Annotated in this window: 16 protein-coding genes; all 16 read left to right on the top strand. The window is 37.1% G+C overall.

Going from position 1 to position 12705, the window contains the following annotated elements; genetic code table 11:
* On the top strand, window positions 1-229 hold a 229-nt coding region (locus tag NT145_02070), incomplete at its 5' end, for a four helix bundle protein (GenBank protein MCX5781480.1).
* Window positions 230-255: 26 nt separating this feature from the next.
* Window positions 256-444, top strand: a complete 189-nt coding sequence (locus NT145_02065) for a ferredoxin (protein ID MCX5781479.1) — start codon at window positions 256-258, stop codon at window positions 442-444.
* Entirely contained in the window at window positions 437-1072 is a 636-nt protein-coding gene (nth, locus tag NT145_02060) for an endonuclease III (GenBank protein MCX5781478.1), read from the top strand. Before NT145_02065 ends, nth begins: the two co-directional genes overlap by 8 nt.
* Before the next feature lie 146 nt (window positions 1073-1218).
* A complete protein-coding gene (gene thrC, locus NT145_02055) occupies window positions 1219-2283 on the top strand; it encodes a threonine synthase (GenBank protein ID MCX5781477.1) in 1065 nt (354 codons plus the stop codon).
* A 104-nt stretch (window positions 2284-2387) separates the two neighbouring features.
* Complete coding sequence (locus NT145_02050; GenBank protein MCX5781476.1) at window positions 2388-2684, top strand: DUF3467 domain-containing protein; 297 nt, start codon at window positions 2388-2390, stop codon at window positions 2682-2684.
* A gap of 188 nt (window positions 2685-2872) precedes the next feature.
* On the top strand, window positions 2873-4165 hold the full coding sequence (locus NT145_02045; protein MCX5781475.1) for a competence/damage-inducible protein A: 1293 nt from the start codon (window positions 2873-2875) through the stop codon (window positions 4163-4165).
* Between the two features lie 2 nt (window positions 4166-4167).
* Window positions 4168-4716: an RNA 2',3'-cyclic phosphodiesterase gene (thpR, locus tag NT145_02040; GenBank protein ID MCX5781474.1), complete on the top strand. Its 549-nt coding sequence runs from the start codon at window positions 4168-4170 to the stop codon at window positions 4714-4716.
* A gap of 1 nt (window position 4717) precedes the next feature.
* Entirely contained in the window at window positions 4718-5152 is a 435-nt protein-coding gene (gene ruvX / locus NT145_02035) for a Holliday junction resolvase RuvX (GenBank protein ID MCX5781473.1), read from the top strand.
* A 69-nt stretch (window positions 5153-5221) separates the two neighbouring features.
* A complete protein-coding gene (locus NT145_02030; GenBank protein MCX5781472.1) occupies window positions 5222-5713 on the top strand; it encodes an NYN domain-containing protein in 492 nt (163 codons plus the stop codon).
* Window positions 5703-6665 carry an endolytic transglycosylase MltG gene (gene mltG / locus NT145_02025; GenBank protein ID MCX5781471.1) on the top strand — a complete coding sequence of 321 codons (963 nt, stop codon included), beginning with the start codon at window positions 5703-5705 and terminating at the stop codon, window positions 6663-6665. The genes NT145_02030 and mltG overlap by 11 nt, the downstream gene beginning before the upstream one ends.
* A complete protein-coding gene (nifS, locus tag NT145_02020) occupies window positions 6634-7839 on the top strand; it encodes a cysteine desulfurase NifS (GenBank protein MCX5781470.1) in 1206 nt (401 codons plus the stop codon). The genes mltG and nifS overlap by 32 nt, the downstream gene beginning before the upstream one ends.
* Before the next feature lie 96 nt (window positions 7840-7935).
* The gene (mnmA, locus tag NT145_02015; GenBank protein MCX5781469.1) at window positions 7936-9021 is read left to right on the top strand and encodes a tRNA 2-thiouridine(34) synthase MnmA; all 1086 of its coding nucleotides are present in this window, start codon (window positions 7936-7938) and stop codon (window positions 9019-9021) included.
* Between the two features lie 254 nt (window positions 9022-9275).
* Entirely contained in the window at window positions 9276-9596 is a 321-nt protein-coding gene (gene trxA, locus NT145_02010; GenBank protein MCX5781468.1) for a thioredoxin, read from the top strand.
* Between the two features lie 38 nt (window positions 9597-9634).
* The gene (locus NT145_02005) at window positions 9635-10189 is read left to right on the top strand and encodes a TlpA disulfide reductase family protein (GenBank protein ID MCX5781467.1); all 555 of its coding nucleotides are present in this window, start codon (window positions 9635-9637) and stop codon (window positions 10187-10189) included.
* Window positions 10189-11109 carry a thioredoxin-disulfide reductase gene (trxB, locus tag NT145_02000; protein ID MCX5781466.1) on the top strand — a complete coding sequence of 307 codons (921 nt, stop codon included), beginning with the start codon at window positions 10189-10191 and terminating at the stop codon, window positions 11107-11109. Before NT145_02005 ends, trxB begins: the two co-directional genes overlap by 1 nt.
* 132 nt (window positions 11110-11241) lie before the next feature.
* Window positions 11242-12705: DNA polymerase I (locus NT145_01995; protein ID MCX5781465.1), on the top strand; the 1464-nt coding region annotated here is incomplete at its 3' end.

Raw genomic sequence — 12705 nt, 5'->3', positions numbered from 1 at the left:
AGAAGGATTCAAAAGAAACAGTAGAAAAGAGTATTTGCATTTTCTTAATATAGCTGAGACTTCTTTAGAAGAAACAAAATATCATTTAATTTTAAGTAAAGATTTAAATTATTTAGAGGAAAATGCTTATAATTTACTTAACAATCAATGTGAAGAAATAGGCAAGATGTTAAATAGTTTACAGAAGGTGTTACTAAACAGGGAAAAAAACTTATCCCTTACCACTTAACACTTATCACTGTTTCCGGAGGTTTTATGAAAGCTGTTGTTGACAAAGACACCTGTATCGGTTGTGGATTATGCGAATCCTCTTGCCCTGATGTTTTCAAGATGCAGGATAATATTGCAATTGTTATCGCAGATCCCGTACCAGATAACATGAAAGAGTGCGCAAAGCAAATGGTTCAGGACTGCCCGGTAAACGCCATTTCTGTAAATGGATAACAATAAAGACAGAGCAACAGAAATCTTAAAAAGGTTGAAGAAAAAATATCCGGATGCAAAGGTAGCTCTTTTCTACGATAATCTTTTTCAGCTTCTTGTCGCGGTTATACTTTCGGCTCAGTGCACGGATAAACGTGTAAACCTCGTTACTAAGAACCTCTTTAAAAAATATAAAACCGTCAAAGATTTTGCTAATTCCCGCCTCAACGAACTCGAACAAGATATCCGCTCCACCGGTTTTTTCCGCAATAAAGCAAAAAATATAAAAGGCAGCGCTTCCATAATACTTGAGAAATTCTCAGGAGAAGTTCCTAAGACTATGGATGAACTTCTTACTCTTCCCGGCGTTGCAAGAAAAACCGCAAATATAGTACTTGGAAATGGTTTCGGCATAATTGAGGGAATTGCCGTTGATACTCACGTAATACGAATATCCAATCTTTTAGGGCTTACCAAAAACTCAGATCCCGTAAAAATTGAACGGGATCTGATGAAACTTATACCGAGATCTGACTGGACTCTTTTTTCTCTTCTTATTCAGTCTCTTGGCAGGGAAATCTGTGTTGCAAGAAAGCCTAACCACGCAATATGCCCTCTTAAAGATATATGCCCATCGGCAAACCAATAAAACAGTGGTAAGTTGTAAGGATTAAGTTTGAAAACAAAAAAACGTCTTAACTTATAACTTATCGCTTATCACTTACAACTGTATTTCTTTGACTTTGAGACAATAAATAGATAAAATTTACTTCTCTTATTTAAAAGGAGAAAATAATGTCATACAAAGGTTTAATAGACAAATACAGAAGGTTTCTTCCAGTAAGTGAAAAAACTCCTATTGTCACATTGATGGAAGGAAATACTCCGCTAATTCCGGCTAATAATCTCAAAAACGAATTGAAATTTAAAGGAGAAATCTTTCTTAAATATGAAGGGATGAATCCGACAGGATCATTTAAAGACCGCGGAATGACTATGGCGGTATCTAAGGCCCTAGAGGCCGGATCAAAAGCGGTTATCTGCGCTTCAACCGGAAATACTTCCGCATCTGCCGCTGCCTATTCTGCAAGAGCCGGAATTAGGTGCGTTGTTTTGATACCTGAAGGAAACATTGCTTTGGGAAAACTTTCTCAGGCTGTAATGCACGGGGCGTTAGTTATATCAGTTGACGGCAATTTTGATACGGCCTTAAATCTTGTAAAAAGTTTGAGTGAGAAATACCCTTTAACTCTTGTAAATTCCTTAAATCCTTACAGGATTGAAGGCCAAAAAACGGCTTCATATGAAATCTGTGAAGTTTTAGGAAAATCGCCTGATTATCAGTTTATGCCCGTCGGAAATGCGGGAAATATCGCCGCTTACTGGAAGGGTTATAAGGAATACAATAAAGTTTCCGACAATAAAATGGGTTTGCCAAAGATGATGGGTTTTCAGGCGGCAGGTTCGGCCCCGATTGTTTTGGGCCATCCTGTTGAAAAACCCGATACTATTGCAACGGCTATAAGAATAGGTAATCCTGCTTCATGGAAACAAGCTGTTGAAGCAAGGGATGAATCAAACGGAGTAATAGATACTGTTACTGACGATGAGATAATTGAAGCATATAAGCTTTTAGCTTCAGTTGAGGGGGTTTTTGCAGAACCCGCTTCCGCAGCATCAATTGCCGGATTGATAAAGTATGTCAAGAAAGGTTTTTTTGAAAATAATCCGGGGAAAAAAGTTGTTTGCATTCTTACAGGCCACGGCTTAAAGGATCCGGATCGCGCAATCGCATGCGCTGCAAAGCCTAAGAAGGTTAAGGCAGATATTAAGGAAATACTGAAAGTTATAGGAATGTGAAAAAAAGGGATAAGGGGTAAGTGGTAAGTGATAAGGATTTAGCAATAACAAAAGAATTAGCTGCTAAGACGGAATAAACTATTTCTAAAGGAAGGGAAGAAAAAATGGAAGAATTCAAAAAAAATGAAATTCAGATTGAAATTGATGAAGTAACCGCGCAAGGAGCTTATGCCAACCTAGCAATGATTAGCCACTCAGAAAGCGAATTTATTTTAGATTTCATTTTCATGCAGCCTCAAAATCCGAAAGCGCGCGTTAGAAGCAGGATTATCACTTCTCCTATTCACGCAAAACGGATCCTTTCAGCTTTGAAGGATAATGTCGCCAAATACGAATCAAGGTTTGGCGAAATCAAGGCAAATATCCTTCAGGATGACAAAAAAATCGGGTTTTATAATTGACGCAAAATGTCATCCTGAACTTGCCTGCCCCGCTGACCTGCCCCAATGTTTTGATTTTTAAAAAAATCATTTGGGGTTTGGTTTCAAAGAAACCATGCGGAGGGAGGGTTTCAGGATCAAAAGCTTTCTCTTTGAATATCAAAAAATTAAAGTAGATCCTGAAATAAATTCAGGATGACAATAAAAAAATGAAAACAGAATTGATTTGCGTAGGCACAGAACTTTTGACCGGGAAACTTAATTCAAACAGCTCCTTTATCGGAGACAGGTTAAGTCTGCTTGGATTGGATTTATCATATGTAACAACTGTTGGCGATAACAATGATGATATTGAAGAAGCTTTTTCAAAAGCAATAAAACGAAGCCAAATTATTATTGCAACAGGCGGCCTCGGGCCCACCTTTGACGATCTTACCGGGGAAATAGCGGCAAAAGTTCTTGATAAAAAACTTATTCTGGACAAGGGAATTCTGGAAGCGATAAAAGAATTTTTTAAAAAGCGGAAAACTGATATGCCGAAAAATAACGAACGGCAGGCATACATAATAGACGGAGCAAAACCGATTGCAAATAAGTACGGGACTGCGCCCGGACAAATTATTGAATTAGAAGATTCAAAAAAAGGAAAAGGTAAAATATCTAAAGTTTTGTTCCTTCTTCCCGGGCCTCCCAGAGAAATGCAGCCGATGTTTGAAGAAATGGTTTTTCCTTACCTGAAAAAATATGAGTCAAAAATAAAAAAAGTTACTACTTTGCATATCAGCGGGATGAGCGAATCTCAAGTAGATGAAAAAATACGCCCGATAATTGAGGCTGAAAGAGAGCTAGAAAAGGAAACGGTGAGTTTTACTATACTTGCTCATCAAATGATAATAGATTTGAAAATAAGTGTTTGCGGTGAAGACGAGATGCTCGTAGATGAAATTATGCATAATCTTAAGAAAGAATTCAGAGACTGTCTTGGAGACAATATTTTCGGTACGGATAAGGACAGTTTGGAAGGAGTCATCGGAAAGCTACTCGTTGAAAGAAAAAATACTTTATCAGTGGCTGAATCATGCACGGGAGGAATGGTTTCTCAAAAGATAACAAGTATTCCTGGGAGCTCAATTTATTTTAAAGAAGGCGTGGTAAGCTATTCCAACGATGCTAAGACAAAAGTTTTAGGAGTTAAAACAGAAACTCTTTCTGCATTTGGATCGGTGTCCGAAAATACAGCGCTTGAAATGGCGAAAGGTGTAAAAAAGCTTTCCCAGACCGATTATGCGCTGGGAATAACAGGAATTGCAGGGCCGGCGGGCGGAACGGAGGAAAAACCCGTAGGCATTGTTTTTATTGCTTTGAGCAGCCCGACAATTGAAAAAGTATATAACTACAGATTTATCGGAAACAGAAACGAAATACGCGAGCGTTCAGCAAATACCGCGCTGGATATTTTAAGAAGGCAGCTGATCGAAGATAAACCTCCTCTAAAAAAATAATCATGAGATTGTTTATTGCGGTTAATATACCCGAAGAGATAAAAGAAAAATTATCTGTTTTAACGAAAAGGCTTAAATATAAAATATCCGATGTGAGATGGATTGCAAAAGATAATTTTCATTTAACTTTGAAGTTTTTAGGCGAGGTCCGTGAAGAAAAAGTTGATAAAATAAACTCTGCTATTTCAGATATAGCGCAAAATGTTCAACCGTTTAAGGTTTTGTTTTCGGAATTAGGAGCATTTCCCGATTTGAAATATCCAAGGATTATCTGGGTGGGAGTCAAAGAAGGTTCAACCGAACTAAAAGGAATTGCCGAAAAAATAGAGAATTCACTTCTGCCTTTTGGGTTTGAAAAGGAAAAGAGGCCGTTTTCCTGTCATCTTACGGTAGGAAGAGTAAAATCTTTTAAGACAAAGAATATTTCTTTTGAAAAAATAGATACTGATTTTGGCTCTTTTGTCTTGGAAAGAATTGATCTGATGCAAAGTTTCTTAGAAAAATCAGGGCCAGGATATAAGTGTCTCAAATCTTTTAGTTTCGGAGGATAAAATCTTTTTAAGGCTTTTAGGCTTAGATTACGGGATTAAACGGTTAGGAATAGCGGTTTCAGATTCGCTTGGAATAACTGCTCAGCCGCTTGTAGTTATTGAAAGAAAAAGCATAAAAGAAGATATGGAGAAGATAAAAAAGATTTTAGATGAAAATAATATTAAAAAGGTAATTGTCGGGCTTCCCTTAAATATGGACGGAAGTGAAGGGCATCTTATGGAAGAAGTAAAAGGGTTTGCTCAAAAAATTAAAGGTGAGTTTAATCTGCCCGTTGAATTCTTTGATGAACGATTAAGCTCGCTTCAGACAGAAAGAATTTTAATAGAAGAAGCGGATATGTCCAGGGAAAAACGAAAAGGTGTAAGAGATAAAATTGCAGCCGCTCTATTTTTGCAGGCATATTTAGACAGCCACCGCAACAACAGTAATGAGTGATTAGTTCATAGTTCGGAGATAACAACAAAACGGCAAATAACAGTTCAACAGTTGAACTCTCAAAAGAATATGCTGCATTACATAATAGACGGTTATAACGTTATTAAATCTGAGTATTCGCAAATTTACGGCGGGTCTCTGGAAAGACAAAGAAACACTTTAATAGCCTTGATAAAAAGCAGTAGTCCTCAAGGAAGTTCGAAAAATATGGTAACCGTAGTTTTTGACGGAAAAACGGAAGATCCTTTTTCTAGTTCAGGCTATTCAAGGCAGATGTCTGGTTTCATAGAAGTTCTTTACAGCGAAAATGCGACTGCCGACAAAGTAATAGAAATAATTGTAAATGAAAGTTCAAATTCGTCAAATATGGTTGTCGTAACTGATGACAGGGGTATTCATAAGCTTTTGGGGTATTCAGGAGCAAAATTTGTTAGTACCAGAGATTTTTGCAGGAAATTGTTTAATACAAAAAAAGGAAATCCGCGGGAAGAAAATATTGATACTGACTTTAGTGAATCTATTGACAAAGAGTTAAAGGAAAAATGGTTCAATGAAAAATAAAAAATGGATTTTTTCATCTTTGCTAATTCTTGCTTTGGCGCTTTGCTTAATAGGGTGGTTAAGACTGCCTAAAACTCCTGTCACGCTGAGAATTGCTTTAGGATCTTCTTCTCATGAAATAGCAAGAATACTAAAGAAAGAGGGCCTTATAGAATCCGAAAGGCTCTTTATTTTGATTTCAAAAATTACGAATAGCTCAAAAAGATTTAAAGCAGGAGTATATGTAATATCTCCGAGGACAAGCATATTTAAAATAATAAATATGCTTGCCGAAGGTAAATCGCGATTTTATAAAGTTACAATTCCCGAAGGGTTTACAAGCGCTCAGATAGCAGGCCTTTTATATTCGGACGGCATTATTGATAAAGAAAAGTTTCTTTCAATTGTAAAAGAAAAGAAATTGGAAGGGTATCTTTTTCCTCAGACATATTTTTTTGATCCGAGACTTTCAGAAGAAAAAATTATTGAAATAATGTTTCGGGAATTTAACAGAAACTATACGGATGATTTTAAAAAGAGGGCAAAAGAATTAAAAATGAGCGATCAGCAAATTGTCACTTTAGCGTCAATAATTGAGCGGGAAGCTTATCATTCTGAAGAGAGGCCTAAGATATCGGCTGTATTTCATAACAGGCTTAAGAAACGCTGGTATCTTGAATCCTGCGCTACGGTACTTTACGCATTAGGAAAACATAAGGAAAAGCTCCTGAATAAGGATTTGAAAGTTAAATCGCCCTACAATACTTATCTCAATATGGGCTTGCCGCCAGGGCCGATTTCCAATCCCGGTTTGGATTCCATCAAAGCGGCACTATATCCCGAAAGCACTAACGAGATGTTTTTTGTGGTAGGAAGTTCCGGGACGCACATTTTTTCGCGGTATATGAACGAGCATATAAAAAACAAAAGGATGATGAAAAATGCAAGGAAAAATAATTTATCTAGACCATAGCGCGACAACTCCTTTAGATCCGGAAGCGCTTGAAACGATGAATCCTTTTTTAAGGGATGTCTACGGGAATGCATCCAGCATCCACTCATTAGGACAGGAAGCAAAAAAATATCTGGAAAATGCCAGGGAGACTTTTGCGAAGCTTATCAATGCGGAATCACCGGAGGAAATTATTTTTACTTCGTCTGGTACCGAGTCGGACAATCTTGCCATAAAAGGAACGGCATTTGCCAATAAGGAAAAAGGCAACCATATAATAACTTCTTCCATTGAACACCATGCCGTATTAAATACCTGCGAATATCTCGAAGAAAATGGTTTTGAAGTTACTTATCTTCCCGTGGATGAATACGGAGCGGTTAATCCGAAGGATGTTAAAAAAGCGATTAACGCAAAAACCGTTCTGGTAAGTATTATGCATGCTAATAACGAGGTAGGGACTCTTCAGCCAATTAAAGAAATTGCAGAAATTATAAGAAAAGAAAATGACACAAGATTTACAAAAGAGTTCGGCGGTATTTATTTTCATACTGACGCAGTCCAGACTGCCGGCAAAATAAAAATTGATGTTCAATCCCTTGGAGTGGATTTGCTTTCAGTTTCCGCGCATAAGTTTTACGGGCCAAAAGGGGTGGGCGCGTTATATAGGAGAAACGGCACAAGAATTGTCCCTATTCTTCACGGCGGGCATCACGAAAGAAATTTAAGAGCAGGAACAGAAAATGTTGCTGGTATTGCAGGGATGGTTAAAGCGCTTGAATTAAGCCAGACAAAAATTGATAAGGAGCAGGAAAGGATACTTTTATTAAGGGATAAACTTGAAAAAGAAATAATAGAAAAAATTCCTTATACTAAAGTTAACGGACATTCTTACAGAAGAGTGGCCGGAATTTCAAATATAAGTTTTGAATTTATTGAAGGGGAATCGCTTGTAGTTTCACTTGATTTAAAGGGAATTGAGTGTTCCACCGGTTCTGCCTGTGCTTCAGGTTCAACTGAAGCTTCCCATGTATTGAAAGCGATGTGTCTTGAACCGGCGCTTGCTCAAGGGGCCGTTCGTTTTTCGCTTGGCAAGGGAAATACTGAAGAAGACATTGATTATGTTTTGAAAGTTCTTCCTGAAATGGTTGTTAAATTGAGGGAAATATCGCCTTTGTGGAAACAAAGAAAATAGCGTATAGCGTTTAGCGTGTAGCGGATAGTAAAAACGGGCCTTTAAGTCATTTTTTCTATACGCTATCCGCTGTCCGCTATGCGCTAGGGGTTTTGAATGGCTAAAATTGCGGTAGCGATGTCTGGCGGCGTGGATTCATCCACGGCCGCTTTTATTTTGAAAGAACAAGGGCACGATATTATCGGGATTACAATGAGGCTGTGGAAAGATAATGAGGATAAAACTCGTCCGGGCGGCTGCTGTTCTTTCAGAGATATTTACGACGCGAAAAAAGTCTGCAACTATTTGGGTATAAAACATTACGTATTCAATATGGAAAAAGAGTTCAAAAAAATAGTGGTGGACAATTTTGTTAAAGAATATTTAAACGGAAAAACTCCTAATCCGTGCATTGTTTGTAATGAAAAGATAAAGTTTGATTTATTGTTAAAAAAAGCAGGGGCGCTCGGTTTTGATTATCTTTCAACAGGCCATTACGCTGAAATAGAAAGGAAAAGAACTAGCGGTGAGATACAATACTATCTTAAGAAGGGAAAGGATAAAGAAAAGGAACAGACTTACTTTCTGTATCGTCTTGGACAAAGTGAGCTTTCAAAGCTTAAATTTCCTCTGGGGAGTCTTACTAAAAAAGAAGTAAGAAAAATAGCTTTAAAAAATAAAATTCCCGTTGCCGAGAAAGCTGAGAGCCAAGAAATATGTTTTGTCAAAAACAAATATGCAGATTTTATTAAATCTTATGTGCCTGAAAATAATGAAAAAGTTAAGCCAGGACCTATTGTTGACAAGAAAGGTAAAATTTCAGGAACACACAAAGGAATAATTTATTATACTATCGGGCAGAGAAGCGGACTTGGAATATCTTCAAAAGTTCCCTTGTATGTAATAGAAATAGATGCTTCCAAAAATGTGATTAAAATCGGAGAAAAAAAGGATGTTTTTTCAAATAAAATGATTGTTAGTGATGTTTGCTGGATTTCGGGGATGGCCCCTAAACTGCCGCTTAAGTGTAAGGCTAAAGTACGCAGACAACATCCTGCGGCCCAAGCGGAAATTACTGCAAAAAAAGGTGAATTATTTATCAGATTTGAAAAACCGCAGTATGCCATAACCGGAGGTCAATCAGCTGTATTTTATGAACGTGATTATGTCCTTGGCGGAGGGATTATTGAAAAGGCGTTATGAATATTAGGAAAGTTAGGAATGTTATGAAAGTTAAAGAATTTTTAATATTCAGTTTTATAACTTTTTACAGTATGTGATTTACTTTTTAAACTTTCATAACTTTTGCACTTTTTTTCGGTTTGAAGTTTGCTTTTAACTTTCTTAACTTTCATAACTTTAACACTTTTAACGTATTTAAAATATAGTTTGACTTGAAAATTAATGTTTAGTAGAATTAATTTAATTCTTATCCTTAATTTTGGGGAGGCATTAACGTGTCAGAAATAGTTATTACAGAACAGAATTTTGAAACGGAAGTTTTGAATTCTCAATTGACGGTTCTTATTGATTTCTGGGCTCCCTGGTGCGGGCCGTGCAAGATGCTCGCGCCTGTTATAGAAGAAATTGCGAAAGAATATGAAGGTAAAATAAAGGTGGGGAAATTGAATACGGATGAAAATGCAAATCTTGCTGCAAAATTTATGATAACATCAATTCCGACTGTTATTATATTCAAGGATAAAAAGCCGGTTCAGACTCTGGTAGGTTTTAGGCCCAAGACCGAGTTTAAAAAGGCGGTAGATAGTATTCTTTAGTTTAGGAAATCAGGAATAGGAGATATAAGGAGCCGAGCATGGAAAAAGATTTTATTCTCAAAAATATTTCTAAAAAAATGATTCAAAATCTAAAATACGCATTTCTTTTTTTATTTTTAGCTTCTAATATGTTTGCAGCTGAATTTGCGCCTGATTTTACCCTTTCAGACCTTAACGGCAATAAAGTAAGCCTATCCTCTCAAAAAGGAAATGTTGTTTTTCTTGATTTTTGGGCAACATGGTGCCCGCCGTGCAGGGCTTCAATTCCTGAAGTTGAAAAAACATTTGAAAAATACAAGGGAAAAAATGTAGTTTTTTACGGCATAAATTTGGAAAATGACGCCAATGCAGTAAAGAATTTTGTCCAAAAAATGGGGATAAAATATACTGTTTTAGTGGATGATAACAAGGTAGGAAGAGAATACGGGGTACAGGGTATACCCGCCTTTTATATTATCGATCAGGAAGGAAAAATAGCCGAACGCTATGTCGGATTCCAGAACAGAATGAGCAAGGAATGGGCAAAAAAAATAGATGACCTGCTTGTAACATCTTCAAAAGTCGCTAATAAAAATCAGAAAAAGAAGAAATAATGCAAGATTTGATTTACGATCTTATTATAATCGGCGGAGGGCCCGCGGGTTTGACTGCCGGCATTTATGCGTCCAGAGCCAAGCTTAAGACTCTGCTAATTGAAAAAATGGGCTGCGGAGGAAACGCGGCTATTACTGACCGTATTGAAAACTATCCTGGTTTTCCTGAAGGAATTGGCGGTCTTGAACTTGCCTCAAAATTTGAAGGACAGGCAAAAAAGTTCGGCTTGGAAATAAAATTGGAAGAAGTAAAAAAGATAATAACAAAATCAAAAGTTAAGACTATTATTACGGATTCTGCGGAATATTTGACAAAAACCATAATTGTTGCAACTGGCGCCAGCTATAAAAAAGCGGATGTTCCGGGGGAAAATGAGTTTATCGGAAAGGGTGTATCTTATTGCGCAACCTGCGATGGTCCTTTTTTTAAAGAAAAAGAAGTCGTTGTTATAGGTGGAGGGGATTCCGCTATTCAAGAGGCCGATTTTTTAACTAAGTTTGCCAAAAAAGTTACAGTTATTCATAGAAGAGACAAACTTCGTGCAACCAAAATACTTCAAGAAAAAGTATTATCCAATCCCAAAGTATTTTTTGCATGGAATTCAGTAATCACTAAAATTCTGGGATCAAACAAAGTGGAGGGAATTGAAATTAAAAACGTTAACGACAACGAAACATCGTTAATAAATGCAGACGGCGTATTTGTATTTATTGGTTTTTCTCCGAATACATCGTTTATTGCAGATATTTTAAAACTGGATAATTCGGGATGTATAGTAACCGATGATAATATGAAGACTTCCGTTGAAGGCATATACGCAAGCGGAGACTGCAGAAGAAAACTTCTTAATCAAGTTGTCACGGCCGCAAGCGACGGAGCAATCGCTGCCGTTGCTGTTCAGCAGTACTTAGATAATTAGGGACACTTCCCATATATTTCTTAGAAAAGCGATATTTCTTAAAAATACTAATTATTGTCTATGTTGAAAGAGATTATAGAAAGAAAATAGTTACTTTTGCCAAATAAAAAAATATGGGAAGTGTCCCTAATTATGACAAAACTTTATCTAATTGACGCAAATGCCTACGTACACCGCGCATACCATGCCCTTCCTCCGCTTACCAATTCAAAAGGGGAAATGGTGAATGCAGTCTACGGCTTTACCCGGATGATCCTCAAACTTCTCAAACAGGGAAAACCTGAATATGCCATAGTTTGTTTCGATTTTCCGGCTCCTACATTCAGGCACAAAAAATATGCCGAATATAAAGCAAACCGAAAAGAAATTGACGACGCCTTGAAACATCAAATGCCTCTTGCAAGAGAATCCGCTAACGCTCTTAATCTCTTAGTAGTTGAAAAAGAAGGTTATGAGGCAGACGATATTATTGCGACGCTAGCCAGCCAGGCCAGAAAAGACAAAATGGAAGTTGTTGTGATAAGCGGGGACAAGGATGTGCGCCAGCTTGTAGATGATGGAATAACTGTCTGGGATGAAGCCAAAAATACGTTATATGACGAAAATAAGGTTGTTGAAAAATACGGGCTTGAACCAAAACAGCTTGTAGATATGTTTGCCTTAATGGGGGATGTTTCCGATAATGTTCCCGGAATAAAAGGTATCGGCGAAAAGACTGCAACGAAACTTATTAAAGAATTCGGCTCAGTTGAAAATTTGATAAAAAATTATTCTAAACTTGAAGGTAGAGTAAAAGTTTTGATAGAAGAAAATGGGAAAGATGCAGAAAAAAGCAAAGATCTCATAAGGCTTCATTACAATGTTCCTCTGGAAATTAATTGGAGGCAAGGGGAGATAAAACCATTTGATAACGAAAAGCTTGAAAAATTCCTGCAAAAAATGGAGTTTAAAAGTCTGATTAAGGAACTTATTCCGGGTTCGTCTGAAAAAATGGAAAAAGAAGAAGCTGCTTTTAGGGAGTCCGGCAAGAAAAAGTATAAAACTAATATTATTTATACTGAAAAAGAACTAATTGAATTATCTGAAAAAGTAGTTAAAAGCGGTTTGGTTTCTTTAGACCTTGAAACGACAAGCACGGATCCTCACAAAGCGCAGATAGTTGGTTTTTCTTTCGCAATAACTGCTGACGAAGCATACTACCTGCCTGTAGGGCATACTTATTCCGGCGCGTCTAAACAGGTATCGCTTGAGACTTCGCTTTCCATATTAAAAGATATTTTTGAAGACGTAAAAATAAAAAAGTACGGGCAAAATATAAAGTATGATATGCTTGTTCTTAAACAGGCGGGAATTGAACTTGACGGCATTTATTTTGATTCAATGGTTGCTTCGTATTGCATTAATCCGTCCCGTTCAAGTCACGGATTAAAAAATATTGCTCTGGATTACGCAAACTTTCCTATGACAGCAATAGGTGAGCTGATAGGTAAAGGAGCAAAACAGATTACCATGGCTCAAGTAGAAATAGAAAAAGCGGCGGATTACGCTTGCGCTGATGCAGTTGCTGTTTTGATGCTTAAAGAAAAATTTGAGGCA

The organism is Elusimicrobiota bacterium, assembly GCA_026388075.1.
Classification (GTDB): domain Bacteria; phylum Elusimicrobiota; class Endomicrobiia; order Endomicrobiales; family JAPLKN01; genus JAPLKN01.
Note: the sequence above shows the minus strand (reverse complement) of the source record. Positions and strands in the feature narration are given on the sequence as shown.

Excerpts from the sequence above, each read along its gene's own strand:
- NT145_02065 (MCX5781479.1), top strand. The coding sequence starts at position 256 with ATGAAAGCTGTTGTTGACAAAGACACCTGTATCGGTTGTGGATTATGC.
- nth (MCX5781478.1), top strand. The coding sequence starts at position 437 with ATGGATAACAATAAAGACAGAGCAACAGAAATCTTAAAAAGGTTGAAG.
- thrC (MCX5781477.1), top strand. The coding sequence starts at position 1,219 with ATGTCATACAAAGGTTTAATAGACAAATACAGAAGGTTTCTTCCAGTA.
- NT145_02050 (MCX5781476.1), top strand. The coding sequence starts at position 2,388 with ATGGAAGAATTCAAAAAAAATGAAATTCAGATTGAAATTGATGAAGTA.
- NT145_02045 (MCX5781475.1), top strand. The coding sequence starts at position 2,873 with ATGAAAACAGAATTGATTTGCGTAGGCACAGAACTTTTGACCGGGAAA.
- thpR (MCX5781474.1), top strand. The coding sequence starts at position 4,168 with ATGAGATTGTTTATTGCGGTTAATATACCCGAAGAGATAAAAGAAAAA.
- NT145_02030 (MCX5781472.1), top strand. The coding sequence starts at position 5,222 with ATGCTGCATTACATAATAGACGGTTATAACGTTATTAAATCTGAGTAT.
- mltG (MCX5781471.1), top strand. The coding sequence starts at position 5,703 with ATGAAAAATAAAAAATGGATTTTTTCATCTTTGCTAATTCTTGCTTTG.
- nifS (MCX5781470.1), top strand. The coding sequence starts at position 6,634 with ATGCAAGGAAAAATAATTTATCTAGACCATAGCGCGACAACTCCTTTA.
- mnmA (MCX5781469.1), top strand. The coding sequence starts at position 7,936 with ATGGCTAAAATTGCGGTAGCGATGTCTGGCGGCGTGGATTCATCCACG.
- NT145_02005 (MCX5781467.1), top strand. The coding sequence starts at position 9,635 with ATGGAAAAAGATTTTATTCTCAAAAATATTTCTAAAAAAATGATTCAA.
- trxB (MCX5781466.1), top strand. The coding sequence starts at position 10,189 with ATGCAAGATTTGATTTACGATCTTATTATAATCGGCGGAGGGCCCGCG.